Genomic DNA, 25,029 nt, shown 5'->3' with positions numbered 1-25,029 from the left:
TTTCGTTTATGCGTTAAAAGTTTTTCGCATTCGGTTTGTTAAAGCCGTAACGCTCAAAAAACTCTTCTTTAAAATCACCTAAACGATCCTCACGGATAGCTTCTCTCACTTGCTCCATTAATTTTAACAGAAAATGAAGATTATGATAAGTTGTTAATCGAATTCCGAACGTTTCATTTGTTCGGATGAGATGTCTAATATAGGCGCGTGTATAGTTTTTACATGTATAGCAGTCACAGTTTTCATCGATTGGTCTAAAGTCACGCTCATATTTTGCATTTTTCACAACAAGACGGCCTTCACTTGTCATCAAGGTGCCGTTTCTTGCAATTCGCGTCGGCAGTACGCAATCAAACATATCTACACCGCGAATGGCGCCGTCAATTAAGGAATCTGGTGAGCCGACACCCATTAAGTACCTCGGTTTGTCTGCTGGTAAGAATGGTGTTGTAAATTCAAGTACACGATTCATCACATCTTTTGGTTCCCCTACAGATAAGCCTCCGATGGCGTAGCCTGGAAAATCAAGTGAAACAAGGTCTTTTGCACTTTGTTTTCGAAGCTCTTCGTATTCTCCGCCTTGGACAATCCCAAACAGCCCTTGATCCTCTGGACGCTGGTGCGCTGTTAGACAGCGCTCTGCCCATCTGCTTGTCCGCTCCACAGAACGTTTCATGTAATCGTACTCTGCAGGATACGGCGGGCATTCATCAAATGCCATCATAATATCAGAGCCAAGTGCATTTTGGATGTCCATGGCTTTTTCAGGAGATAGGAACAGCTTGTCTCCGTTTAAATGATTACGGAAGTGAACGCCTTCTTCTTCAATTTTTCTAAATTCACTCAATGAAAAAACTTGGAATCCGCCTGAATCAGTTAGAATTGCTCGATCCCAGTTCATAAATTTGTGCAGACCGCCTGCTTCTTTTACGATATCGTGACCTGGACGAAGCCATAGGTGGTACGTATTGCTTAAGATGATGCCTGCATCCATTGCCTTTAATTCTTCAGGCGCCATTGTTTTGACTGTAGCCAGTGTACCTACTGGCATAAATACAGGTGTTTCAAAGGAGCCGTGCGGTGTATGAACACGGCCAAGACGTGCACCTGTCTGTTTGCATGATTTAATGAACTCATAACGTATCGGTGATTGCGACAAAAATGAGCCCTCCTGTCTTAGTTGTATAATGTTATTGAATCAGCATGGCATCGCCAAAGCTGAAGAATCGGTATTCCTCTTTAACAGCCTCATTGTACGCTTTTAGTACGTGCTCTCGCCCAGCTAATGCGCTGACAAGCATAATTAACGAGGATTTTGGCAGATGGAAATTCGTGATCATGCCATCAATTGCCTTGAATGTGTAGCCAGGGTAAATAAAGATCGACGTCCAGCCGCTTGAGGCTTTGAACTCACCATCATGTGCACTTGCAATGGTTTCAAGCGTTCTTGTCGACGTTGTACCGACTGAAATAATCCGTCCGCCTTCCTTGCGAACGCGATTAAGCTCATCAGCTGTTTCTTCATTCATTTCATAAAACTCTGCGTGCATTTCGTGTTCTTCAATCCGTTCTGCACTTACCGGACGAAACGTACCAAGCCCTACGTGCAGCGTAATGAAAGCAATGTGTACACCTTTCGCTTTCAGCGCATCCAGCAGCTCGGTTGTAAAGTGGAGACCGGCAGTTGGCGCAGCAGCGGAGCCAACCTCTTTTGAATAAACGGTTTGATAGCGTTCACGGTCGTCAAGCTGCTCTTTAATATATGGAGGCAGCGGCATTTCACCAAGGGATTCAAGCACTTCATAAAAAATGCCTGTATATTGAAACTCGACTTTTCTTCCGCCATGTTCCATTTCCTCTGTACATACAGCTTGGAGCCGTCCATCACCAAACGTGATAACCGTCCCTTTTTTCACCCGTTTGGCTGGTTTGACAAGTGTTTCCCAGTTGTCTCCTTCTTCTTGTTTCAATAGAAGAAGTTCAACTTTGGCACCTGTATCCTCTTTCATCCCAAACAGACGTGCAGGCAGAACGCGCGTGTTGTTTAGAACGAGACAATCACCCTTTTGAAAATAATCGATGATTTGTGAGAATGTATCATGTGTAATCGCACCCGTTTGTTTGTTTAAGACCATCAGTCTTGATGCATCTCTTTTTTCAAGCGGCACTTGTGCAATTAATCTTTCTGGTAAATCAAAATCAAATAGTTCTAGCTTCATTTCCTTCACCTATTCTGTAGTTAACTAGTTAACGTTATTTCATCCGTCCAAAGATATTCAGTAATATGGTCAGTACGATACTAATGACGATGCAGGTAATGACAGGAAAAAAGAACGTTACATTCCCTTTTTTCACAAAAATATCACCTGGAAGCTTACCAACCAATTGAAACACTAATCCTGCGGCAAAAAGGACACCACCTAAAATCATTAATATTTTAGGGAATTCAGTCACGAATCGGAACCTCCATTTGAAAATGTTCATACGCTTCTCTTGTGACGACACGTCCTCTTGGCGTTCTTTGCAGGAAACCAATTTGCAGTAAGTACGGTTCGTACACATCTTCAATCGTATGTGATTCTTCTCCTATTGTCGCTGAGATCGTATCAAGCCCAACAGGACCGCCTCTAAATTTTTCGATCATACTTAAAAGGAGCTTATGGTCTATATGATCGAGGCCTAGCCTGTCGACTTGAAGACGCTCAAGGGCATCTTCCGCAATGTCCTGCGTAATGGCATGATTCCCAAGCACCTGCGCAAAATCTCTTACTCTTCTGAGCAAACGATTGGCAACCCTCGGTGTTCCCCGGGAACGTCTCGCAATCTCTTCGGCAGAGCGAATATCGATCCCAATCTCAAACAGCTCGGCTGTTCTTGCCACAATGTGAGCCAAATCTCTTTGCTCATAGTATTCCAATCTTGCATGTACCCCAAACCTATCACGAAGCGGCGCTGTTAACAGCCCGACACGAGTCGTTGCACCTACAAGCGTAAATGGCGGTAAATCAAGCCGTACAGAGCGTGCTGTATCTCCTTTTCCAATAACAATATCTAAACAAAAATCCTCCATTGCTGGGTACAGCACTTCTTCAATTGAGCGCTGCAAGCGGTGAATTTCATCAATAAACAATACATCACCTGGCTCAAGAGATGTTAAGATGGCCGCCAAATCACCAGGACGCTCAATCGCTGGTCCTGACGTTGTACGCAGCTGAACATTCATTTCATTGGCAATGATCGATGCAAGCGTTGTTTTCCCAAGTCCAGGAGGTCCATATAAAAGGACGTGATCAAGCGTTTCCTGCCGCATGCGGGCAGCTTCAATAAATACGCTGAGGTTATCCTTTACTTTTTGCTGACCGATATATTGGCTAAGTGTCTGTGGCCGCAGACTTTGCTCAATGGCTGATTCATGGTTGTCTGCTTCAGTTGAGACGAGCCGTTCATCCATGAGACATCACCCTATTTCAACATTTTTTGTAAAGCTTTTTTCACATATTGATCGGTTGTGAGATTCTTTTCTTCTTTTAATAATGGAAGAACCTTTTTGATTTCACGATCACCGTATCCAAGGACACTTAAGGCTTCAAGTGCTTCATCTAATGCAGTTTGCTGCGTTTCGACCTGAATGTGGTCCTCGTGATTAAATAAGTTGCCAATCATTTCTGGCACCACATCTGCCAGTTTTCCTTTTAGATCCAGAATGATTTGACGTGCTGTTTTTTTGCCCACACCAGGGAATTTAATCAGGAAGGCTTCATCTTCACGTTCTATCGCTGAAATGACAGCGCCAGGATCACCGGAAGCAAGAATCGCGAGTGCACCCTTTGGCCCAATCCCTGTGACATTTAACAGTTTTGTGAACAGCGCTTTTTCTTCTCGTGTTTGAAAACCGTATAACGAAAAGGCGTCTTCCTTTATGTAATGATACGTATAAATCGTTTCTTGTTTATTTACTCGATAGATAAACGGGTTTGGGGTATAGACTTGATATCCCACTCCGCCGTTTTCAATGACAACATATTGCGGGCACACATAATCAATGGTCCCTTTTACAAACTCTATCACCGTTTTCACCTCTTTGACTGTTCTTCATTGTAACATAAATCGAAGAGAAAACCGCAATAAAAGTTAACATACGTTCGCTCAGTACATTTTTATGATGAAACCACGAAAAACAGCTTGCGGTCTTCACACCAGCAAGCTGTTACACGCTTTAAAACGATATTTCATTTCGATAAGGCTTCATGACTTCAAGCACATGCTCAAATTCATCCTTTGTTCGAAAAGGAATGCCTTGCTCAAGCTGCTTTTCCACATGGCTTTCTAAACGGGACGTATCAATTTGAAAAAAGAGATGAATAGGCTCCGCCCAGCCGTCAGGCCTTCCATGAAACGTAGAAATCACACCGTCCTCTGATAATCCGATATATCCATTTGCTTTACTTAATGGAGAGATATCATCAATTTGCTTTCTAAAAAGGGCAAAATCCTCTTTTTGTTCTACCAGCGTCCAGCCTTTATACTGCGCCCAGAATGTGTCTTTGTCTTCTAATGATGCCCGGTGTCTTTCAATACTCACATCGCCGTCTAGATAGACTTTTTCAAGCTGGACGGTAATAGAGTTTGACTGCTTTTGCAAGTGTTCTTTTCCTTCCATATCCGCAGCGAAAAAAAGCACACTTGTCATGATAAGTCCTGTAACGAAACATTTCATCTTCACTTTCACTATTTACACCTCTTTAGAACATGAGATCGATGCATGACATATGTAGTTTGACCCATTTTTCTAAACATTAACCAAATCGATGATTCAAATGTATGTTAAGAGTCTTTCGTTGTATCCTTCATTCGTAAATGTTATGTTTTATACAATCCATTGCTTTATCGAATGACACGGTTTTTTCATCATTCGTTTTTCAGCCGCATAAACTGAAACCAAAGAAGGTGAAGTCAATGTCAGAGGTCAAAAGATTAGCCGAATCGATTCAGTATCATGAAGAGAAACGTTTTCATAAGCTTGCCTATAAACCGGCAGAGCTTGAACTGTGCGGCAAAGGAAGAAGTGCCTATGTCTTTTTATACAAAAAAGACGGCAAGAAAATGGCACTAAAAGTCTTTTTCCCTTCTTATCAGCATATTGCCCGCAAAGAGGCTGCCATTTACGAAAAACTTTCTGGTTCGTCTTACTACCCTGAGATTTATGAGTCTGGGGATCAGTATATTTTAATGGAATATATTAAAGGCTACACATTCTATGAATGCCTTACAAAAGGAATTCATATTAAAAAACAAATGATTGAACAAGTCGATGATGCGCTGGAGGAAGCGCGCGAGAAAGGATTGAATCCTTCTGATATTCATCTGCGCAATCTGATCTTAACAAAAGAAGGGCGGATCAGGGTCATTGACGTTGCCAGGTTCACGCAAACGAAAGCATGTCATCAATGGGATGATTTAAAAGCCGCTTATGCCTATTACCAAAAACCTTTTTTCCCTAAAAAAGCACCGCGTCTGTGGCTTGAAGTTATTGCTTATTTGTATAAAAAGAACTGGCTGTCCCGCGGGCAGCTTAATAATCGAAATGATTTTTCTGCATAATGAAAGCCGCTCTCTTTTGAGCGGCTCAGATTGTTGACAAAGGGCTAAAATGATCTTGATTTTAGCCCTTTGTCTTCTTTTCAGCGTGATAGAAAACCTTTGCAGCCCTAGGAAGGACGAGTACCGGAGCGGAGCGAATTGGACATTCGTGAGCACCGGAGCGCAGGACTGCGGGCGAATGCGAGGGTTTGTCTACACGCTGAGCCGCTCTCTACGAGCGGCTTTCTGCGTTATTCTGTTTCTACATGGATACTATTGACGTTTAATAGGTTAATGATTTCATTATTCAGCTTAAACCAATGATTGGCTTCTTCAATTTTTTTATACACATCATAGGTAGCTGGACGTTTGAGCTCGAAATCAAGCACTTCCCCATTGTTCATATGAAATGTTACCTTAAATACTTTCATCATAAGATCACCTTCCACTCTTCTTGTTCGCTGGTCAAATAGATCAGCTCTTTTCATTCATTCTCTATTGAACTCGTTTCCCCTCCTTGTTTCCATTCAAACCCAAGAAGTTTAAATTTTGTTTAAATTCGCACAAACATCTATCTCTCAAATCTGCAAAGAAGTATATTAGTTAAAAAGGAGGCTGCCCTTGATGAAGCAGAAAAAGAAACGAACATCTCCAGAAAAACAAACAGTCTTTTTTCATTTAACAGATGCTCTCATTCCGAGTGTGGACATGATGGCATATGCAGTAAAGGCATTTTTTCACCTTTTAAGAAAAGCCTTCTCAGCCGTTTGATAAAACCCCGCACAGCATCGTGCGAGGTTCTTTTTTTAGGGCTGATAAATTTGACTTCCCCCGCTGACAAACTCCTTCGCCTTCTTTTCCATCTCTCTTTTCACTTCATCAGATTGATTGCGGATATCATGAGAAATTTTCATACTGCAAAACTTCGGTCCGCACATCGAGCAAAAGTGAGCGGTCTTAGCGCCTTCGGCAGGCAATGTTTCATCATGGAACGCCAAGGCTCTTTCAGGATCAAGTGACAGATTGAATTGGTCCCGCCATCTAAATTCAAATCTCGCTTTCGATAAAGCATCATCGCGCTTTTGAGCGGCAGGATGTCCTTTTGCTAGATCAGCCGCATGTGCGGCAATTTTATAGGCGATTACGCCTTCTCTCACATCTTCTTTATTCGGCAGACCTAAATGCTCTTTTGGCGTTACATAGCACAGCATGGCTGTTCCGTACCAGCCGATCATGGCCGCACCGATGGCGGATGTAATGTGATCATACCCCGGCGCAATATCTGTTGTAAGAGGCCCTAACGTATAAAATGGGGCTTCCTTGCAAATGTCCATTTGCTTGTCCACATTCTCTTTGATTTTATCCATTGGGACATGCCCGGGCCCTTCAATCATCACCTGCACATCATGTTTCCAAGCGATCTCTGTTAACTCACCTAACGTTTCCAGCTCTGCAAACTGCGCCTCATCATTGGCATCAGCAATCGAACCTGGTCTAAGTCCATCTCCAAGTGAAAAAGCAATATCATACGTTTTCATAATTTCACAAATGTCTTCGAAGTGAGTGTAGAGGAAATTCTCTTGATGATGAGCAAGACACCATCTTGCCATAATCGCACCGCCTCTTGAAACAATTCCGGTCACCCGATCAACTGTGAGCGGAATATATCTTAACAGCACGCCCGCATGAATTGTGAAATAGTCTACACCTTGTTCTGCTTGTTCAATTAATGTGTCCCTGTACACGTCCCACGTCAAATCTTCTGCGACTCCATTCACTTTTTCAAGGGCCTGATAAATAGGAACGGTTCCTACTGGGACGGGGCAATTCCGAATGATCCATTCTCTCGTTGTATGAATATCCTTTCCAGTAGACAGATCCATCATTGTGTCTGCCCCCCATCTGATCGCCCACGTCATCTTTTCTACCTCTTCATGAATGGATGACGTGACAGCTGAATTGCCAATATTCGCATTGATTTTGACATGAAAATTCCTTCCGATAATCATTGGTTCACTTTCTGGATGGTTAATATTCGAAGGAATAACGGCTCTTCCGCTCGCTACTTCCTCTCTAACAAACTCAGGGCTTAACTCTTCTCTTATTGCGATAAACTCCATTTCAGGCGTAATGATGCCTTTTTTGGCATAATGCATTTGCGTCACGCGCGCTCCTTGTTTCGCGCGGAGCGGCTTATGATGAAAATCAGTTTGGACAGAATGGAAGGACTCCTTCTCCCTTGACCGATATCCGTTATCTTCCGGTTTTACATGACGCCCTTCATATCTTTCTGTATCTCCTCTTTCTTCAATCCATGCTGCCCTAAGACGCTTTAATCCTTTTGTGACGTCAATATGAACGTTCTCATCAGTGTACGGTCCACTCGTATCGTATACACGGACTGGTTCATTTTTTATGTCGCCCGCCTCTGTCACAGTATGCGAGAGCGCAATCTCTCTTTTCGGCACTAAGATATCGGGTCTTGATCCTTTCTCATACACCTTTCGGCTGCCGTCAAAGCTGGATAATAATGATTGGTTGGATGGGACACTTTTCTTTTCTTTCATTTGCTGTTCTCTCCTTTTCTTCTTGTCACCGGACAGGATGGAATCAGCACCAGCAAAAAACCAGGCTCTATTGAAAGAACCTGGTTTCGTCGTCAGAAATAAACATGCATATCATTGATAATGATACATGCATCATCTTCAACTTCCCCACGCTGGTACGAGCCAGATCAGGTCCAAAGGGTTAAGAAGCTTATGCTTCTCTCTCAGCCCATTTACGGGCACCCCTAGTCACTTTTATTGATTTCCACATCAGTGTAGCACAGAGACATCATGAAAAAAAGAGAATTCAGGAAAATAGTTCCTTTCCCCTACAAGCTTTATAGATCATATTGATATACAGACTTCTATACATAATCTGTCTCTCTCAATTCAATTAAATCTGAAATAATCGTTGATCCTTTTCTCCTATTATGTATAATTAATCTAAACTGAGAATTTTTATACAATTTATTCAAAGGAAGTTCTAGTCGATTGCAAACATTTCTCACATTTATCGTCGTAGGATTCTCAATTGCTCTGCCTGTTGGAGCAATCACGGTTGAAATGACAAAACAGGGACTCAAAAACGGATTCTTTCATGGTTTAACTGTCGGAGCAGGCGGTATGACCATAGACTTATTACTTATTTTGGCTTTATATGCTGGATTTGCTCAGTTTTTATCTTTGCCGTTTGTTCAAATCCCGCTCTGGCTGATCGGAGCTGTATTTTTAATGATTCTCGCATACGATTCCATTAAACATGCAGATCAAGATATCCATTTAGCAGGAGAAAAGGTCAATAAATCATTCGCAAAAACGTATCGAAACGGCTTGCTCGTGGCAGTATCTCCTGGAAATCTTGTGTTCTGGGTTTCTGTTTTTGGTGCTGTACTTGCGGATGCGTATACAAAAACAGATTCATCTGAATTTATGCTGGCTGCCGGCGGTATTTTGGCAGGGATTCTCCTTCATGACATCGGTCTTCTCACACTTGTATCGTTAACAAGAAAAGTGATGAATCGAACGATGATCAAGTGGACATCCATTATTGCTGGTATTTTATTACTAGGGTTTGGCTGTTATTTCTTTTACGAATTTTATATAGGCATCAAGGTTTATTTTTAAGAAAAGGCTAAAGTTCGTAATGAACTTTAGCCTTTTTGTGTCAAACTATCGGGTCATGCCTGTTTGGCCTGTTTCAAATTGCGTTCTTCTCATGTCTCTAAAGCGTGTGAATGCACCTTCATCTTTTATGACTTGGACTGCTCTTCCATCCGCATAACGAGTCGCTGCTTCTTCTACTTGTGATACGCCTTCTGAAGTCAGGCGGCCATCTGATTTAATGGCAATATACACATTCTCATCCGTCACCATGACTTGAGAGTCTGCCACGTGATTCATTTTATTGATGCGGTTGGCAATTTTTCTTGAACGCTGGATGTTCTCTTGTTTATCGTAGCCTGAGAACGACATTTGGTTATGATAGTTCATATCTCCATGACTGTAGCGTCCATCTCCACCTGTGAGAGGCATTCGATCATCAGCTTGAGGACGTGTACGGTAATCAACATTTGTTGTATTTCTCCCGTTCATTCCCTCCATGATTTCAGAAACTGGTCCTTGATGATCTTGGTTGTTGTCTTCCGCTCGTTGATTCGAATGATAACCAACCGGCTGGCCTGATTGATTATGACGTGTATCGACACCTGCATTATTATTTGCACCACATGCCGTTAAACCAATAGGAAGAAGCACTAATGCGATTGTTTTTTGCCATTTTTGTCTCAAACGAAAAACCCCCTGTACAAATTCAATCTCATGAGCGCGAAACAGGCTCTGTTTTAGCATGTACAGTTAGGAAAAAAATCAAGCTGTCAGTTATAAACAAAAAAAGGAACGATTGAGATCGTTCCTTCTGATTGGTGACAAAGGGCTAAAATGTTCTTGATTTTAGCCCTTTGTCTTCTTTTCAGCGTAATAGAAAACCTTTGCAATCTAGGAAGGGCGAGCACCGGAACGGAGCGAATTTGACATTCGTGAGTACCGGCGCAGAGACCTGACACCGAATGCGAGGGTTTGTCTACACGCTGAAAGGAACGATTGAGATCGTTCCTTCTGTCATTAATCCTCTTCCTCCTCCTCCGGCCTTGCAAAAACGGATTGACCTGGATATGGTTGCATATAAGGCTGAGCTGGATAAGCCCCCATTTGGCCATAAGGAACAGGATTCGGATCATGTCCTGGCCAAGGCTGATGATGCTTCATGCCATCATCGCATCCGCAATCTTCCTTGCCATAGGCTGCATTTGAAACGTTTGGATAAAAGCCTTGATTTGCGTTGGCATTTGCATTGGCGTTTGAATGCATATGGTGATGCCAGTGATGTCCGTCGTTTGCATGGTGCTCATGATTTTCCCCGTAGTAAGCTGGCGCTTGATACGCAGGATAATAAGGATGAGCCGGGTATGGATATGGCATCATGTGATGGTGATAATACGGCTGGATAGGATAACATAGGCCTGATCCCGGTAAAATTGGCGATGCCGGCACCATTTGCTGCGGATATGGATACATCGCCGGCATGTAATGACCATGACCATAACCAAAATAAGGATCATATGGTTCATGATGATGATGCTGGTGATGATGCTCGTTATTTTCAGCCACTCCCCCTACCGTTGCCCCTCCCACATTTGGCATTTGCGGGAAGTTAGGAAGGTTCGGATAATTGCCATGCTCCATGTCTTTTCCCTCCTCTTTTTGATGCGGAATATGAATAAACGGATCATACCCCTTTGCCACTTCATCTTTTAGATGACCTTTATTTTCATGATGAAAATGGTCCTTGTGATCTTTATGTTCCTTATTTTCATAATGGACATGATCCTTGTGATCTTTATGTTCTTTATTTTCATGATGAAAATGATCCTTATGATCCTTTTTGTCATGAACATGATCTTTCTTCTCATGCACGTGATCTTTCTTCTCGTCATGATCTTTTTTGGGAGGAGGTGTGAATGGCTGGTAGAGATTGGTCTGATAATAGTTCACATCCACTTGCGGAAAAACTGGCTGCTCGATTTTTGGCACTGGCGGTACATATGGTACCGGTTCATTTGGCTTTTCCTTCGGTTTCGTATCTTGCACTTGCACGACATCTTTTGGCTTTTCTTTCACATACGGATGTTCTTTCGTTTTTGGCATTTCTTTTGCTTTGTGATGATCTGTTTTCACAGGAACACCACTAGACGGAATTTTAATCTTCATACCCGGCATGATTAAATCAGGATTACTGAGCTGCGAATTTAGTTTTTTCAATTCTTGAAAGTCGACTCCGTATTTCTTTGAAATTTTCCAAAGGGAGTCTCCTTTTTGCACAATATGAATTTTCAACGTTTTCCCCTCCTATGCAAAACGTGAACGTAACGGTTATGTCAGAAGTACAATATGTTTCAACATAAATTTATGCCTATTTACAAGCCGATATGATAAAAACTTGTTTTCTGATAGGAGGGGCTGATTCATTATTTAATGGCGAGCATTTTCTCGAGTGCAAGCAAAGCGTCTTTCGTGATGTCTTCATTGACCTGTATCAACCCCACCGGCTGCCCCTTCTCAATGCTTTCAAGTGACCATAGCAAATGAGGCAGATCAATCCGGTTCATAGTCAAACATGGACACATATCTGGGTTGAGGGATTCAATTTGTTTATCTGGGTGCTGCGCTATGATCCGTTTGACTAGATTCATCTCTGTTCCAATCGCCCATTTGCTGCCTGCTGGCGCCTGTTTGATCGTATCAATAATAAATTTCGTTGAACCTGCTAGGTCAGAAGCCCTTACGACCTCATGCGTGCATTCAGGATGGACAAGAATTTGAATGTCACGGTCTTTTTTTCTCATTTCTTCTATATTCTGAACGGTAAACTTCTCATGTACGGAGCAATGGCCTTTCCATAAAATCATCTTGATCCGGGAAAGCGGCTGATCGGTGATAAGCTTTTCTTCTATCTGATCCCAGACAGCCATTTCTTCTAGCGGAATACCTAAATCAAAAGCCGTATTACGCCCTAGGTGCTGATCAGGGAGAAAGAGAATCCGCTCTTTTTGTGTCAGTGCCCACTCGAGTACTTTTTTAGCGTTTGACGAAGTAACAGTCGCCCCGCCATGTTTGCCAACAAATGCTTTAATGTCTGCTGTTGAATTGACATACGTAAGCGGAAGTATTGTATCCCCAAACAGATCAGTGAGCTGCTCCCATGCTCTGTCTGTTTGTTTCATATTTGCCATATCTGCCATGGAACAGCCTGCCCTCATATCTGGCAATACGACGCTTTGATTCTTGTTTGACAGCATATCTGCCGTTTCTGCCATAAAGTGAACACCGCAGAATACAATGTATTCAGCCTCGTGATTGTCAGCAGCTATTTGTGCCAGCTGCAATGAATCTCCTGTTGCATCTGCAAATTCAATGACCTCGTCCTTTTGATAATGATGGCCTGGTATAAAAAGCTTTGAGCCAAAAGCCCGCTTAATGTCTAACACTCGCTGCTTCATCTCATCATCAGAGCGGTGTTTATATTCATCTGGCATCATGACTGCATGTTGATTGGCTAATACATTAAGCATGGACATGAGTTGTTCCCCCTTTATGACTGAATTCCATATTCATACTAAAATCAAATGCTGGAGCAGAATGTGTCAGAAAGCCAAGTGAAATAAAGTCGACTCCTGTGCCCCTGTAGCTTGGCAATGTCTCTAGCGTGATGCCTCCTGAAGCCTCTGTCAGAATGGACTCTGGTGTCATTTGTTTAAAACGTTTTACCTCGTCCGGAGAGCAGTTATCAAACATGATGACATCCGCTTTTGCATCAATGGCTTCCATAAGCTGCGTTTCTGATTCAATTTCCACTTCAATTTTCACCATATGACCGGCATATACTCTTGCTTTCTCTACAGCTTCACGGATAGAACCGCATGCGGCAATATGATTATCTTTAATCATCACCCCATCCGATAAGCCAAAGCGATGATTCTTTCCACCGCCTGTCTTCACTGCGTATTTTTCTAACATACGCAAGCCGGGTGTCGTTTTTCTCGTATCACAAATCGTAATAGACGGGTCACCTAATCGCTGCACCGCCTCATGTGTTAAGGTGGCGATACCTGTCATTCGCTGCAATAGATTTAAAATGACTCTTTCTCCCTTTAATAAGTCGTTGACTGGGCCCTTTATTTTCGCCAGTACAGCACCTGAATGAATCCAATCACCTTCTTGAAAATACAGCTCAGTTTGAATCTGTTCATTCAACAGGCGGTACCCTATATCAATCACTTGTGATCCTGCCAATACACCAGATTGTTTCGCAATGATAAGAGCTGTTCCTTTTTTGTCTCCAAAGATGGCATCAGCTGATACATCTCCAAAGCCAATATCTTCTGTGAAAAAATGAGTAAGCATTTGTTTTAACTGTAAATGTTCCATTTGGCACCGATCCTTTCATTTTTCATAATGTGAATGTGGCCTTTTTCATGAACAATCTGCCTGCCCCGCCACAACGCATCACTCCGCTCTGGATAATCCATTCGATAATGGCCGCCTCTGCTTTCTGTACGAAGTAATGCAGATTTAGCAAGGCAGACCGCTAATGCCCATTGATTGCTTAATTCGATCTGTTCATTTGTGATATCCTTCACATTAATTTGCTGAAAATTGACACGTTGCAATGAATGAAGCAAAGTCTGCAAGCCTTTTTCATCTCTCACAATGGCCGCAAATGTAGTCATCCATTGTCTCAGCTGAGTTGTTGAAATCATTGGGACCATCCATATTTCTTGAATTGAAAAAGGTGGACTTGTTTCTTTCTGTTTAGGCAGCTGTTCAATTCTCTGTGCCGCTTTGCTGCCTAACACGAGACCTTCCAGAAGAGAATTACTCGCCAATCGATTCGCACCGTGTAAGCCAGTGCAGGCCGCTTCTCCAATGGCAAATAGCGCTGGAACAGTCGTTTCTCCATATTCATTCACACTGATACCGCCCATTAAAAAGTGCATACCCGGGGAAATTGGCAGCCTGCCGCTTGCCATATCGACGCCTGCCCGCTGACACATCGCAGCTATGGCTGGAAAACGAGCTGAAAAATGCGGAATATCATGGATGTTAAGATACAATTGATGACCTAATTGCAGCTCATGAAAAATCGCTCTAGCGACCACATCTCTAGGTGCTAAATCAGCTTGTGGGTGAATACCTTTCATGATCCGCCTGCCTGTTTCATCTTCTAAATAAGCTCCCTCTCCCCGTACTGCCTCTGAAATGAGACCAGCTGCTTTTCCAGCGATCGTTAAAAGAGTTGGATGGAATTGAACAAATTCGAGATCCACTAATTGGGCCCCGGCTCGATAGGCCATCATCAGTCCGTCTCCTGTTATAGAAGGATCATTTGTGTTTGTCTCATACAGGGAGCCGCAGCCGCCAGTTGATAAAACAACGGCATCTGCGGTCATCGTATGTACGTGTCCTGCCTCGTCTTTCCATACAACACCCGTACATCTCCCTTCATGAATCAATAGATCAATGACATGATGATATTCGTATAAATGAATATGTGAGCCGAGCTGACTTTTTAGAAACTGTACAAGGGTTTTGCCTGATTGATCTCCTCCTGCATGCAAGATGCGATGAGTGGTATGTGCTCCCTCTTTGCCTAATTGCGGCTCTCCCGCCTCATCTTGATCAAATGGACAGCCTTCTGCTACGAGCTGCTCCACAAGGTGTTTTCCAAGTCTCACGATTTCTTGTACGGTTCTTTCATCATTGTGATCACAGCCGGCAGCTAGTGTATCTTGCACATGCTGCTGAACTGAGTCATGTGCTGAAAAAGCAGCAGCGATTCCTCCTTGTGCCAGCATGGAATTACTAGATGAACATTGTTTTTTTGTCATCATGATGACCTGGCAGCTTTTCGAAATGGTTTTTGCAAAGGAAAGCGCTGCAATGCCTGATCCCACCACAATGACTTTTTTGATTGATGACACCATCGCCCCTCCTGTCATTTACACCTGTCTTGACACATATCATTACACAACACTAAAATAAATACAAGAAAAAATTTTCACACGGGAGATGGATGGGTTGGTTTATTTAGATTACGCAGCTTCTACACCTGTTTCAGAGGAAGCGCTGCATGTTTTTGAGCAGCTAAGCAAAAATTTCTACGGAAATGCAAGCAGTCTTCATGATGCTGGAGGAAAAGCAAATGACATATTGACTTACAGCAGACAATCACTCGCTGCCATGATCGAGGGTGAACCAGATGGGATCTACTTTACAAGCGGTGGAACTGAATCCAATCTCCTTGCGATTCAATCGATCATCAATGGACTGCCAGCACATCAACAGCATGTCATCACAACTTCAGTTGAGCACCCTTCTGTTCATCATGCAGTTAGCAGCTTAGAGCGTCTTGGCGTAAAAGTCACGATCATTGAACCGAATCAGGATGGAATCATAACAAAGGACATTCTCAAAAAAGCATTATTGCCTGAAACAGGACTAGTATCTATTCAGCATGCTAATTCAGAAACAGGAATTATCCAGCCGCTTGCTGAATTAGCGCCTCTTTTAAAAGAAAGGAACATTCTTTTTCATACAGATGCTGTGCAAACATTTGGAAAGATTCGTGTGTCCATCAAAGAACTTGGAGTCGATGCTGTGTCCATCTCAAGTCATAAAGTGTATGCTCCTAAAGGCGCTGGTGCCGTTTATATGGGCGCTCATGTTCCTTGGAAACCTTTATATACAGGAGCAGTTCAGGAAAATGGCTTACGTCCAGGGACAGTAAACGTTCCATGTATCGGTGCTTTTGCTGCCGCAAGTGAACAAGCAATGCTTAGGCTGGATGAACAGCAAAAATTAGATAAGCAGCTGCGTGATTATTTTCTTCAGCAATTAAAAATAAGACAGCTGCCAGTTCGTACACTTCAGGACAATGACAATCGCCGCACGCTTCCTCATATTATTGGTTGTTTTTTTGAAGGGTTTGAAGGACAATATGTAATGTTAGCATGTAACCGGCATGGGATTTGTCTATCTACTGGAAGCGCATGTGCTTCCGGTTATCACCATCCTTCCCCTGCTGTGAAGGCATTGCGTGTATCAGATCGTGATGCCCTACAATTTATTCGACTATCATTTGGATATCAGTCATCAAAAGATGACATCGATCAGCTTTTGCATACATTTGAGCATTTGCAAAAGGAGAAGAAGGGAGCTTAGGACGTGGAGCAAGAGAGGAAACTCATTGGCGAAGAAAGAAGAAACGCCATTTTAGAGTGGCTGAAAGAAACAGACACACCGCTTACTGGAAGCTTTTTAGCTAAAAAGGCGGCTGTCTCTCGGCAAGTCATTGTACAAGATATTTCATTATTAAAAGCAAAAAACGAACCCATTATTGCCACAAGCCAAGGCTATGTGTATATGGCAGCGCAGCATGCGCCAGAAAGAGAAATTGAACAAATCATCGCCTGCAAACATGATCCTGCTCGTACAGAAGAGGAACTGACCTTGATTGTAGACTTTGGAGTGACGGTGAAAGATGTGATCATTGAGCACCCTGTTTATGGTGAACTGACGGCCTCTATTCGCGTCAGCACACGGAAACAAGTCGCTGATTTTGTCCATCATATTTCTAACACCGGCGCGTCCTACTTGTCAGAACTAACAGACGGCGTGCATCTGCATACTCTCACTTCTTACAGCCAAAAGCAGCTTGACCAAGCCATTCAAGCGCTGGATGATGCTGGGTTCTTAATAAAAGACTAAAAAAATAGTGTCCTGCACGGGACACTATTTTTCATTCGTTAATTCATATGTTTGATAGCTGCCAAGCAGCTTGACCTCACAGCCAATCGCTTCTAATTCTTGAATCGCACCAGGGACGAGGACATCATCCATTTCTTTTTCAATGTCAATAATAAATAAATAATGTCCAAGACCTGTTTTTGTCGGACGAGATTCAATTTTTGACAAGTTGAGATTCCGCCAAGAAAAAGCAGACAGCACGCGGTGCAATGCGCCTGATTGGTCATCCTTAGGCAGACTGACCACAATGGTCGTTTTTGGCTTTGATGAGAAACCAGAATTCATTGGGAACGATGCGTTAGGATCTTTATGTAAAATCACAAAGCGTGTATGGTTGTGCGGATAATCATGAATGTCTTTTTTTGCAATCGTCAAACCATACGTTTTTGCGGCAATTTCATTGGCAATAGCCCCGACAGCTTCATCTGGATGCTCACTGATGTATTTTGCTGCATAGCCAGTTGACTCCACTGGCCGATGAGGAATATGAGGGTACTGCTTTTTCAGAAATTGATGACACTGGGCAATCGCGTGAGGATGCGATTGAATGACATCTAACGTCTCCCAGCTCTCCGCTCTTGCTGGGTGGACAAGCAAATGCTGCCGAATTGGTGCTGTCATCTCCCCCACAATGGACAGCGCTTCTTCATGAATTAAATAATCAATCGTTAAGTTCACAGAGCCTTCGAGTGCATTTTCAAGTGGAACGACCGCCAAATCGACTTCGCCTTTTGACACAGCATCCATACATTGCGGAATCGTTGCATAGGCACGCTGCACCGCATCTTTTGGAAAACAAGAGCATACGGCCAAATGAGTAAATGTTGCTTCTGGTCCAAAATAACCTACAGTTAATTGCTTCATCTGCTATGATCTCTCCTTTTACGCCCCAGAACCGAGAATTTCGACTTTTTCGACAAATTCAAGCTTTCTTAATTGATTCATGACGGTGTTGATATCATCTGCCATACCAGCTGTACTAATTGATAAGGTGACATTCGCTCTTCCTTGCAGCGGAATCGTTTGGTGAATGGATAACACATTACAGCCAGAGTCAGCCACAATTTGAAGCAGTCTTGATAAAGCCCCAGACCGATCCTCAAGGTGGAAAAACAATGTGATGATCTGCTCTTTCACCATTGTATAAAATGGAAAAACAGCATCTCGGTATTTATAAAAAGCACTGCGGCTTAAATCCGCTTTTTGAACAGCATCGGCAACTGAATCCGCTTTTTTGCGATCGAGAAGCTTTTTGACTTCAAGCGTTTTTCGCATCGCATCTGGAAGTACATCCTCTCTTACTAAATAGAACGTTTCTTCTTTCACCTGTTTTCTCCCCTTTTAAAAACGGGAGAGCCCATGGTCTGGACCCTCCTTTTGATCAATCAATAAATTCGAATTCAAATTCAAGCAGACGAATGATGTCGCCATCTTTTGCTCCACGCTCACGCAAGGCATCATCGACACCCATTCCGCGCAGCTGTCTAGAGAATCGTTTAACAGATTCATCTCTTGAGAAGTCTGTCATCTTAAACAGACGCTCAAGTGCTTTACCCGTTAAGACAAATGTGCCATCAGGATCTCTAGAGATCTCAAATGGTGCATCGCCTTCATCAAACCTGTACATCACGCGGTTATCCGACAGCTCCTCTTCATTATAGAGCGGGAATTCCGGTGTTGTTTCAAGCTGATTGGCGATTTCAAATAAGAGCTCACGAAGCCCTTCTCTTGTGATCGCACTAATCGGGAACACTTTATAGTCATCCGTTAATTTTTCTTTAAATGCCTCTAGATTGTCAGCTGCATCTGGCATGTCCATTTTGTTCGCAACAATGATTTGCGGACGCTCTGTCAATCTCATATTGTACTGCTCAAGCTCTTCATTAATCGTCACGTAGTCTTCGTATGGGTCACGCCCTTCAAGTCCAGACATATCAATGACATGGACAATGACACGTGTACGCTCAATATGACGTAAAAATTGATGACCTAAGCCAACGCCTTCGTGCGCTCCTTCGATCAGTCCTGGCAGATCCGCCATAACAAAGCTTCGGTTATCGTCTGTTTCAACAACCCCGAGGTTCGGTACAAGCGTTGTAAAATGATAATCCGCAATTTTTGGTTTCGCAGAAGAGACAATCGAGAGCAGCGTTGACTTCCCGACACTTGGGAAACCAACAAGTCCAACATCTGCAAGTACTTTTAATTCTAAGATGACGTCACGTTCTTTACCTGGCTCACCGTTTTCAGACAGCTGTGGTGCAGGGTTTGCTGGTGTTGCGAAGCGTGAATTCCCACGTCCGCCACGTCCGCCTTTGGCAATTACAGCCCGCTGCCCATGCTCTGTCAAGTCAGCTAGTACTTGTTCCGTCTCTGCATCTGTCACAACCGTACCCGGCGGAACTTTGACAATCATTTCTTCCGCATTTCGGCCATGCTGGTTTTTACTCATTCCGTGCTCGCCGCGGTCAGCCTTGAAATGGCGCTTATAACGAAAGTCCATTAACGTTCTAAGTCCTTCGTCTACTTCAAATACAACATCTGCACCATTTCCGCCGTCGCCGCCTGCTGGGCCGCCCTTTGGTACATATTTTTCACGACGGAACGCCACCATACCGTTTCCGCCGTCACCGCCTTTAACATACACTTTAACCTGATCTACAAACATAACTTCCTCCGTTTCTCTGCATCACATATCTCGTTCTTGCCTCAAACAAAGCTCAATCATGGACTCATGAGGCGTCACATGAAATTGCGTTATACTCATACATGGATAGTTTGCGTCATGAAACGCATTTAACGCATCCAAACTTGTTAATTTTCCTTTGAAATCAAAATATAAGATCACATCATTTTCTTCATGATCTGTTTGGAAAGTGACCGTTAAATGATTTTCAGTTTTTTGGCAAACTGATTGATCGAATATCGAAAACAACTCCTGTGATACCGTTAGCAGCTGCGATTCATATGCTGATAAGTCTCGGGTTTCACCAAGCACTTCATATTCTAAGGTGATAAAATGCGACTCCCAATTAAATGTTAGAAAGTAATAGGCCAATTGGGGAATTTTTAAATTTGAGAGTTTGGATTCATGCTGTGCTTCAATGACCATTTCTTCTATAATTTCAAACACGCGGTCATATTTTTCTAATGTCAAGTTGCCTTTGATCAGCTGTAATTTATTCATCCAGTCGTGTCTTGAACGACTGAGCAGATAGATCAATTCATTTGTTAATGCAACGTGAGTTAATTTTTCATTTTCTTTACTTGGTATCTCTTCCATTATCGCACTCCCAATCGTTTGGTCTCTCTTTTAGGAGTCTTATCATCAATATGTCTCCCTGAATTATAACAGAGAAGACAGCATAGAAAAACACTAGTTATGTGAGGAAAGGTTGTTTTTTCTGATCGTATAGGAGAAAATGAGGCAAAGTCAGCAAACGTTCTTTGATATTTATGGAGTGCATCTTCTTTTATCATCTTCGGTTCTGCTTGTAAAAAGTGAAAAAACTCCAGTCAATGACCGGAGTTTTTAGCAATTATTGTGCCGCAGGATATACGCTCACTTTTTTACGGTCACGACCGAAACGTTCGAATTTAACCGTTCCGTCGATTTTAGCGAAAAGAGTGTCGTCGCCTCCGCGTCCAACGTTTTCACCTGGATAGATTTTCGTTCCACGTTGACGATAAAGGATAGAACCACCAGTTACGAATTGACCATCAGCACGTTTAGCGCCTAAACGTTTAGACTCAGAGTCACGTCCGTTCTTTGTAGAACCTACCCCTTTTTTAGATGCGAAAAATTGAAGATCTAATCTAAGCATGAAGTTCACCTCCTATTTTTTTGTTGATATTCTCACATAATCGTGATAATCTCGTTCAATTGTCTCTAAGGAAACGACCATGCCTTCTAAAAGCAGCTGGGCTTTTTCAAAGGATACTGGATCTGTATCAGCCGGCAGTTCAAAAGAGAAGTAGCCGCCTTCTTCACCAATATCAAGCAGTGGGTCCAATCCTGTCAGTGCAATAATTGAATTGACTGAGCCGAAAACAACAGCAGATACACCTGCACAAACGAGATCCTGACCTTTTTCAGCAAACTCGGCATGTCCAGTCATCTGAAAAGACGTAATGCTTTCATCTGCTGAAGACCGAGTAATGGTTGCTTTGATCATATCACTCACACGCCTTAAGCGTTGATTTTTTCGATAACAACTTTAGTGTAAGGTTGACGATGACCTTGTTTCTTGTGGTTGTTTTTCTTCGGTTTGTACTTGAACACAGTAATTTTCTTACCGCGACCTTGTTTTTCAACTTTAGCCGTTACTGTTGCTCCAGCAACTGAAGGGTTACCCACTTTGACAGTGTCTCCGCCGACAAACAATACGTTTTCGAAAGTTACTGTTTCACCTGCTTCAGCAGCTAGTTTTTCAACATAAACAGTTTGACCTTCTTCAACTTTTACTTGTTTACCACCAGTTTCGATAATTGCGTACATCTCTGCACCTCCTAATAAACTCAGACTCGCCGAATACAGGGGGCCATAGGCACTTTACACCTGCTCCGCGCGGTTGTAGCACGGGTGCTACATATCCATAACATTAAAAAATATATCAAACTAGACGCAGAATGTCAATGTATTTTCACTATTAGTACGGTAAAAGAAGCTCTTCCATTGAGGAGGTGGTTCTGCGATCTGAAAAATACGCATGGAGCAGTTCATTTTCATCAAGCTGGCTCATCTTCACGCCATCTCTTTCAATAATAATCGGATGCTTGCATCCCCTTTGAAATCGTGCCATCACTTCGTATACTTTTTCCTCTGCACTTGCTCTCAGCGGAATCAGTTTTTCTACCTTCTGCTCTTTTTTACCGTAATACCGTTCTAGTAAGAAGCGAACCCTGACGTAATGCCGCTGCCTGTGCTCCATCACGAGTGAATAAGCTAAAAAAGTAAGCAGCACCCAGCCATTGAATTGCAGCGGTGCAAACAAAAGTAACCCTCCTGTCAATAGACCGAAAAAGACAAGTGAGCCTTTTATTGCTAGGGCATGCGCACGTTGGAAAGGGTAAAAAACAGATAAGAGCAAAAAGAATAATTTTCCGCCATCAAGCGGCCAAACGGGCAAAAGATTCACAAGGAAAATCGCCATATTATAAAAGGTAAACATCGTAAAGACGTCGTGCGAGATAAGAGAAGCCTCCATGAAAAGCCATGCCATGAGCTGGAGCGGTACATGCTGAAGCGGCCCGCACAAAATGACCGCAAGCTCTTCTTTTAACGGACGGTTCCCATGTTCCTCTACTTCCACCGTTCCGCCAAATGGCAGTAAAAAAATCCGCCGAATGCGCCAATGATAATAGCAGGCAGCCGCTGCATGTCCAAGTTCATGGACACAGACAATCACGAGCAGACAAAGCAGCGGCTTGATTTGACCTGACAAAATCGCAAACGCCATCACAATCCACAGCAGCGGATGGATGTGAATTTTCGTCAGCATGAGCAGCCATCTATTCAAAGGTCATCACCTGAATAGGATCGATAAATTGTTCATTTTGCTTAATAGCAAAGTAATACGTGCCCTTCCCTTGATCATCAAGCGAAATCTGGCCAATTTTTTCACCCTTATCGACAAAATCGTATAAGGCCACATCGGCTTTCTTTAATTGACCGTACCAGCTATAGCTGTTATCTGCATGCTGCACTACAACGGTAAGCCCTGTATCGCTTTGTTTTTTCACCTCGACCACATAGCCTTCCTTCATACTATCAATGGCTTCAGCGGATGTCTCCACTTTGACACCTGCTCCATTTTGCGTAAAGGATTCCTGCACTTTACCAGAGGCAGGAACAGCTAGTTCTTGATTCGCTTGTACGTCCTTTTGGCCATCTTTTTTCTCTGTTAAAAAAGCCAGCGGATGTCCAACTGTTTTTTCAAACCAGCGGTTAGCAGCAGCAAATTGAAAATCTTGCTCAAAAGTCTGAGTAATCATCGGCTTCAGCTGTTGAAACGGACCTGTCTGACCTTTAAATGAAATGGCTGCAATCAAAACAAGGGACGCTGATAATAAGCATTTAAGCACAAAGGTATTCGGGTTAAATAAGGGATGACGATATTTCTTTGGCTGATGGGACGCCGGTTCATAGGAGGTCGAGCCAGAATGCTTTTCTTCCTCTGTCAGCATAACCCATGGCGGGATATCTTCTTTTTTCTTGAAAGCCGTCTTCTTAGGGGGAGCAGCTGGCTGCATCATTTTGCGGCGCTGCGCGATTTTCTTTCGGTACTCGTCCACTCTTTTCATGAGATCACCCTTTACATACAAACAGTTTGTACATTTTATGTGACAACCCCATCTGATATGCAACAAAAAGACCGATTCTCATCGAATCGGCCTCAGCGTGCAGACAAACCCTCGCATTCGGTGTCAGGTCTGCGCTCCGGTACTCACGAATGTCAAATTCGCTTCGCAAAGGTAGCCGTCTTTCCTAGACTGCAAAGGTTTTCTATCACGGTTCAGTGATTATGCTCTTACACCAAAAAATGCTTTGAGCTTTGCAAACATTCCCTTGTTTTCTTCTTCAAAAGATTGAAGCGGAACAGATTCGCCTAGTACCCGGCGGGCAATATTGCGATAGGCAATCGATACTTTATTTTTAGCATCCATAACAATCGGTTCACCATTGTTTGAAGCCTTAATCACATCATCATCATCTGCTACAATGCCAAGTAAATCAATTGATAAATGATGTACCACTTCATCTACATCCATTGAATCGCCATTTTTCGCCATGTGTGTACGAATACGATTGACAATCAAACGAGGCGGTTCGATATCTTCTTGTTCTAACAAACCGATGATTCGGTCCGCATCTCTTACAGCTGAGATTTCAGGCGTCGTCACGACAATGGCCTTGTCTGCACCGGATACAGCATTTTTAAAGCCTTGCTCAATTCCAGCAGGGCAGTCAATAACAACATAATCAAAGTCTTGTTTCAATGATTGAATTAATTCTTTGATCTGTTCCGGCTCTACAGCCGTTTTATCACTTGTTTGAGCAGCAGGTAAAAGATACAAAAGATCCTCGAAACGCTTATCTTTTACAAGCGCTTGATGAATTTTGCATCTTCCTTCTACTACATCGACTAGATCATAAATAATGCGGTTTTCTAGCCCCATCACGACATCCAGATTCCGAAGGCCGATATCGGTATCAACTAGACACACTTTTTTCCCTTGAATTGCTAGTGCTGTGCCTAAGTTTGCAGATGTTGTTGTTTTGCCAACGCCGCCTTTTCCTGAGGTAATCACAATAGCCTCGCCCAATTTCACATTCCTCCCTCAAGCCTTGTCAGATTAGGTCTTATATGAGCCAATTGCTGCAGGCGTTCAATGATCATATTGCCATCTATATCTAAATAAGCACATTCCATTTCATTTCCATCTTCTTTTTGGTCTGGCGCGCGGTTAAAAACTTGTGCGATGCGAAGCTGTGTTGGAATCATATGAGATGCCGCAATAACAGCCTGTTTGTTGCCATTACATCCAGCATGCGCCACACCTTTTAAAGCGCCAAGCACAAAAATATTTCCTCCTGCGCGAATCGTTCCGCCAGGATTGACATCTCCTATTAATAAAAGATCTCCTTCGACATGCAGCACCTGTCCAGAGCGCACAATTTTTGCTACAGAAGTAATTTCAGCCTCTGCTTTTAATCGTCTCGCCTCTTCAGTTGACATGACTTCACTTTCAATGGAGTGGATGACGAGATGTTCATTTTCAGACACCGCTTCAGTCAAACGCGTCTCCTGATCCTCTGTTAAATACCGAAAACCAAGCTTAATATGCACATTGACCTTATGTCCTTCTCTTCCATCTGTATATTGCTCAAGTAATAGAACCTCTCGCAAGCCGGAAAGAAGGTCATCAAACGAACAGTCATCATTTAACTGTAATGTTAATCCGTTTTTTGTACCTTTTATCGTCACATATTGCTGTTTTTGAGTTTTCAAGATGCTCACCTCAACAACATACTCATTTC

At 42.9% G+C, this 25,029-nt stretch carries 29 protein-coding genes, 1 riboswitch and 1 other annotated feature; of the genes, 5 read left to right on the top strand and 24 right to left on the bottom strand.

The window, feature by feature from the left end:
- Positions 1-13: 13 nt before the first annotated feature.
- From tgt to AAZR19_RS04800, 6 genes are all read right to left on the bottom strand, one after another.
- Positions 14-1,159: a tRNA guanosine(34) transglycosylase Tgt gene (tgt, locus tag AAZR19_RS04825; protein WP_025092430.1), complete on the bottom strand. Its 1,146-nt coding sequence runs from the start codon at positions 1,157-1,159 to the stop codon at positions 14-16.
- 31 nt (positions 1,160-1,190) lie between these two features.
- The gene (gene queA / locus AAZR19_RS04820) at positions 1,191-2,219 is read right to left on the bottom strand and encodes a tRNA preQ1(34) S-adenosylmethionine ribosyltransferase-isomerase QueA (RefSeq protein ID WP_024423142.1); all 1,029 of its coding nucleotides are present in this window, start codon (positions 2,217-2,219) and stop codon (positions 1,191-1,193) included.
- Between the two features lie 34 nt (positions 2,220-2,253).
- Positions 2,254-2,454, bottom strand: a complete 201-nt coding sequence (locus tag AAZR19_RS04815; RefSeq protein ID WP_012010741.1) for a DUF2905 domain-containing protein — start codon at positions 2,452-2,454, stop codon at positions 2,254-2,256.
- On the bottom strand, positions 2,447-3,451 hold the full coding sequence (gene ruvB / locus AAZR19_RS04810; protein ID WP_024423143.1) for a Holliday junction branch migration DNA helicase RuvB: 1,005 nt from the start codon (positions 3,449-3,451) through the stop codon (positions 2,447-2,449). The genes AAZR19_RS04815 and ruvB overlap by 8 nt, the downstream gene beginning before the upstream one ends.
- 11 nt (positions 3,452-3,462) lie before the next feature.
- Positions 3,463-4,068, bottom strand: a complete 606-nt coding sequence (ruvA, locus tag AAZR19_RS04805) for a Holliday junction branch migration protein RuvA (protein ID WP_024423144.1) — start codon at positions 4,066-4,068, stop codon at positions 3,463-3,465.
- Positions 4,069-4,216: 148 nt separating this feature from the next.
- A complete protein-coding gene (locus tag AAZR19_RS04800; protein WP_073979823.1) occupies positions 4,217-4,717 on the bottom strand; it encodes an intercompartmental signaling factor BofC in 501 nt (166 codons plus the stop codon).
- Positions 4,718-4,956: 239 nt separating this feature from the next.
- Here AAZR19_RS04800 and AAZR19_RS04795 point away from each other — a divergent pair, with 239 nt between their 5' ends.
- Positions 4,957-5,601 carry a protein kinase family protein gene (locus tag AAZR19_RS04795; RefSeq protein ID WP_280149397.1) on the top strand — a complete coding sequence of 215 codons (645 nt, stop codon included), beginning with the start codon at positions 4,957-4,959 and terminating at the stop codon, positions 5,599-5,601.
- A 230-nt stretch (positions 5,602-5,831) separates the two neighbouring features.
- Here the strand turns inward: AAZR19_RS04795 and AAZR19_RS04790 are convergent, their stop codons facing one another.
- Positions 5,832-6,014: a hypothetical protein gene (locus AAZR19_RS04790; RefSeq protein ID WP_008342761.1), complete on the bottom strand. Its 183-nt coding sequence runs from the start codon at positions 6,012-6,014 to the stop codon at positions 5,832-5,834.
- Positions 6,015-6,204: 190 nt separating this feature from the next.
- Between AAZR19_RS04790 and AAZR19_RS04785 the strand changes: the two genes are divergently transcribed.
- Positions 6,205-6,351, top strand: a complete 147-nt coding sequence (locus tag AAZR19_RS04785; RefSeq protein WP_172400643.1) for a hypothetical protein — start codon at positions 6,205-6,207, stop codon at positions 6,349-6,351.
- 35 nt (positions 6,352-6,386) lie between these two features.
- Here the strand turns inward: AAZR19_RS04785 and thiC are convergent, their stop codons facing one another.
- Positions 6,387-8,147 (bottom strand): phosphomethylpyrimidine synthase ThiC, encoded by a 1,761-nt coding sequence (thiC, locus tag AAZR19_RS04780; protein WP_041107067.1) that lies wholly within the window; start codon positions 8,145-8,147, stop codon positions 6,387-6,389.
- 127 nt (positions 8,148-8,274) lie between these two features.
- Positions 8,275-8,383, bottom strand: a riboswitch (TPP riboswitch).
- 235 nt (positions 8,384-8,618) lie between these two features.
- Here thiC and AAZR19_RS04775 point away from each other — a divergent pair.
- Positions 8,619-9,251 carry a LysE family transporter gene (locus AAZR19_RS04775; RefSeq protein WP_075622123.1) on the top strand — a complete coding sequence of 211 codons (633 nt, stop codon included), beginning with the start codon at positions 8,619-8,621 and terminating at the stop codon, positions 9,249-9,251.
- 45 nt (positions 9,252-9,296) lie between these two features.
- Here the strand turns inward: AAZR19_RS04775 and AAZR19_RS04770 are convergent, their stop codons facing one another.
- From AAZR19_RS04770 to nadB, 5 genes are all read right to left on the bottom strand, one after another.
- The gene (locus AAZR19_RS04770; RefSeq protein WP_041107071.1) at positions 9,297-9,914 is read right to left on the bottom strand and encodes a YhcN/YlaJ family sporulation lipoprotein; all 618 of its coding nucleotides are present in this window, start codon (positions 9,912-9,914) and stop codon (positions 9,297-9,299) included.
- Positions 9,915-10,247: 333 nt separating this feature from the next.
- Positions 10,248-11,519: a SafA/ExsA family spore coat assembly protein gene (safA, locus tag AAZR19_RS04765; protein WP_434702452.1), complete on the bottom strand. Its 1,272-nt coding sequence runs from the start codon at positions 11,517-11,519 to the stop codon at positions 10,248-10,250.
- 131 nt (positions 11,520-11,650) lie between these two features.
- Entirely contained in the window at positions 11,651-12,760 is a 1,110-nt protein-coding gene (gene nadA, locus AAZR19_RS04760; RefSeq protein ID WP_268501610.1) for a quinolinate synthase NadA, read from the bottom strand.
- The gene (nadC, locus tag AAZR19_RS04755; RefSeq protein WP_434702450.1) at positions 12,747-13,610 is read right to left on the bottom strand and encodes a carboxylating nicotinate-nucleotide diphosphorylase; all 864 of its coding nucleotides are present in this window, start codon (positions 13,608-13,610) and stop codon (positions 12,747-12,749) included. Before nadC ends, nadA begins: the two co-directional genes overlap by 14 nt.
- Entirely contained in the window at positions 13,592-15,166 is a 1,575-nt protein-coding gene (gene nadB / locus AAZR19_RS04750) for an L-aspartate oxidase (RefSeq protein ID WP_434702448.1), read from the bottom strand. Before nadB ends, nadC begins: the two co-directional genes overlap by 19 nt.
- Positions 15,167-15,260: 94 nt before the next feature.
- On the opposite strand from nadB, the gene AAZR19_RS04745 reads away from it, so the two are divergent.
- Both AAZR19_RS04745 and AAZR19_RS04740 read left to right on the top strand, forming a co-directional pair.
- Positions 15,261-16,403: an IscS subfamily cysteine desulfurase gene (locus tag AAZR19_RS04745; RefSeq protein ID WP_434702446.1), complete on the top strand. Its 1,143-nt coding sequence runs from the start codon at positions 15,261-15,263 to the stop codon at positions 16,401-16,403.
- Between the two features lie 3 nt (positions 16,404-16,406).
- Positions 16,407-16,949 carry a transcription repressor NadR gene (locus AAZR19_RS04740; protein WP_024423154.1) on the top strand — a complete coding sequence of 181 codons (543 nt, stop codon included), beginning with the start codon at positions 16,407-16,409 and terminating at the stop codon, positions 16,947-16,949.
- Between the two features lie 24 nt (positions 16,950-16,973).
- Here the strand turns inward: AAZR19_RS04740 and pheA are convergent, their stop codons facing one another.
- The 11 genes from pheA to minC all read right to left on the bottom strand — a co-directional run bounded on the left by pheA (position 16,974) and on the right by minC (position 25,000).
- Entirely contained in the window at positions 16,974-17,852 is an 879-nt protein-coding gene (pheA, locus tag AAZR19_RS04735) for a prephenate dehydratase (RefSeq protein WP_056768011.1), read from the bottom strand.
- An 18-nt stretch (positions 17,853-17,870) separates the two neighbouring features.
- Positions 17,871-18,314 (bottom strand): ACT domain-containing protein, encoded by a 444-nt coding sequence (locus AAZR19_RS04730; RefSeq protein ID WP_008342790.1) that lies wholly within the window; start codon positions 18,312-18,314, stop codon positions 17,871-17,873.
- A 55-nt stretch (positions 18,315-18,369) separates the two neighbouring features.
- On the bottom strand, positions 18,370-19,656 hold the full coding sequence (gene obgE, locus AAZR19_RS04725; protein WP_024423156.1) for a GTPase ObgE: 1,287 nt from the start codon (positions 19,654-19,656) through the stop codon (positions 18,370-18,372).
- A 21-nt stretch (positions 19,657-19,677) separates the two neighbouring features.
- Complete coding sequence (locus tag AAZR19_RS04720; RefSeq protein WP_024423157.1) at positions 19,678-20,271, bottom strand: sporulation initiation phosphotransferase B; 594 nt, start codon at positions 20,269-20,271, stop codon at positions 19,678-19,680.
- A gap of 256 nt (positions 20,272-20,527) precedes the next feature.
- Positions 20,528-20,812, bottom strand: a complete 285-nt coding sequence (rpmA, locus tag AAZR19_RS04715) for a 50S ribosomal protein L27 (protein WP_003216586.1) — start codon at positions 20,810-20,812, stop codon at positions 20,528-20,530.
- Between the two features lie 12 nt (positions 20,813-20,824).
- A complete protein-coding gene (locus AAZR19_RS04710; protein WP_034279847.1) occupies positions 20,825-21,163 on the bottom strand; it encodes a ribosomal-processing cysteine protease Prp in 339 nt (112 codons plus the stop codon).
- 14 nt (positions 21,164-21,177) lie between these two features.
- Positions 21,178-21,486 (bottom strand): 50S ribosomal protein L21, encoded by a 309-nt coding sequence (gene rplU, locus AAZR19_RS04705; RefSeq protein WP_003216781.1) that lies wholly within the window; start codon positions 21,484-21,486, stop codon positions 21,178-21,180.
- A 12-nt stretch (positions 21,487-21,498) separates the two neighbouring features.
- Positions 21,499-21,571, bottom strand: a sequence feature (ribosomal protein L21 leader region).
- A 66-nt stretch (positions 21,572-21,637) separates the two neighbouring features.
- On the bottom strand, positions 21,638-22,507 hold the full coding sequence (locus AAZR19_RS04700) for a M50 family metallopeptidase (RefSeq protein ID WP_024423159.1): 870 nt from the start codon (positions 22,505-22,507) through the stop codon (positions 21,638-21,640).
- The gene (locus AAZR19_RS04695) at positions 22,500-23,291 is read right to left on the bottom strand and encodes a M23 family metallopeptidase (RefSeq protein WP_024427844.1); all 792 of its coding nucleotides are present in this window, start codon (positions 23,289-23,291) and stop codon (positions 22,500-22,502) included. Before AAZR19_RS04695 ends, AAZR19_RS04700 begins: the two co-directional genes overlap by 8 nt.
- Before the next feature lie 219 nt (positions 23,292-23,510).
- Positions 23,511-24,314: a septum site-determining protein MinD gene (gene minD, locus AAZR19_RS04690; RefSeq protein ID WP_017358134.1), complete on the bottom strand. Its 804-nt coding sequence runs from the start codon at positions 24,312-24,314 to the stop codon at positions 23,511-23,513.
- Positions 24,315-24,316: 2 nt separating this feature from the next.
- Entirely contained in the window at positions 24,317-25,000 is a 684-nt protein-coding gene (gene minC / locus AAZR19_RS04685) for a septum site-determining protein MinC (protein ID WP_024423161.1), read from the bottom strand.
- Positions 25,001-25,029: the final 29 nt, after the last annotated feature.

Origin of the sequence: Bacillus sp. Je.9.29.b (assembly GCF_051129925.1) — a bacterium.
Classification (GTDB): domain Bacteria; phylum Bacillota; class Bacilli; order Bacillales; family Bacillaceae; genus Bacillus; species Bacillus safensis.
This window is presented reverse-complemented; position numbering and strand designations above follow the sequence as displayed.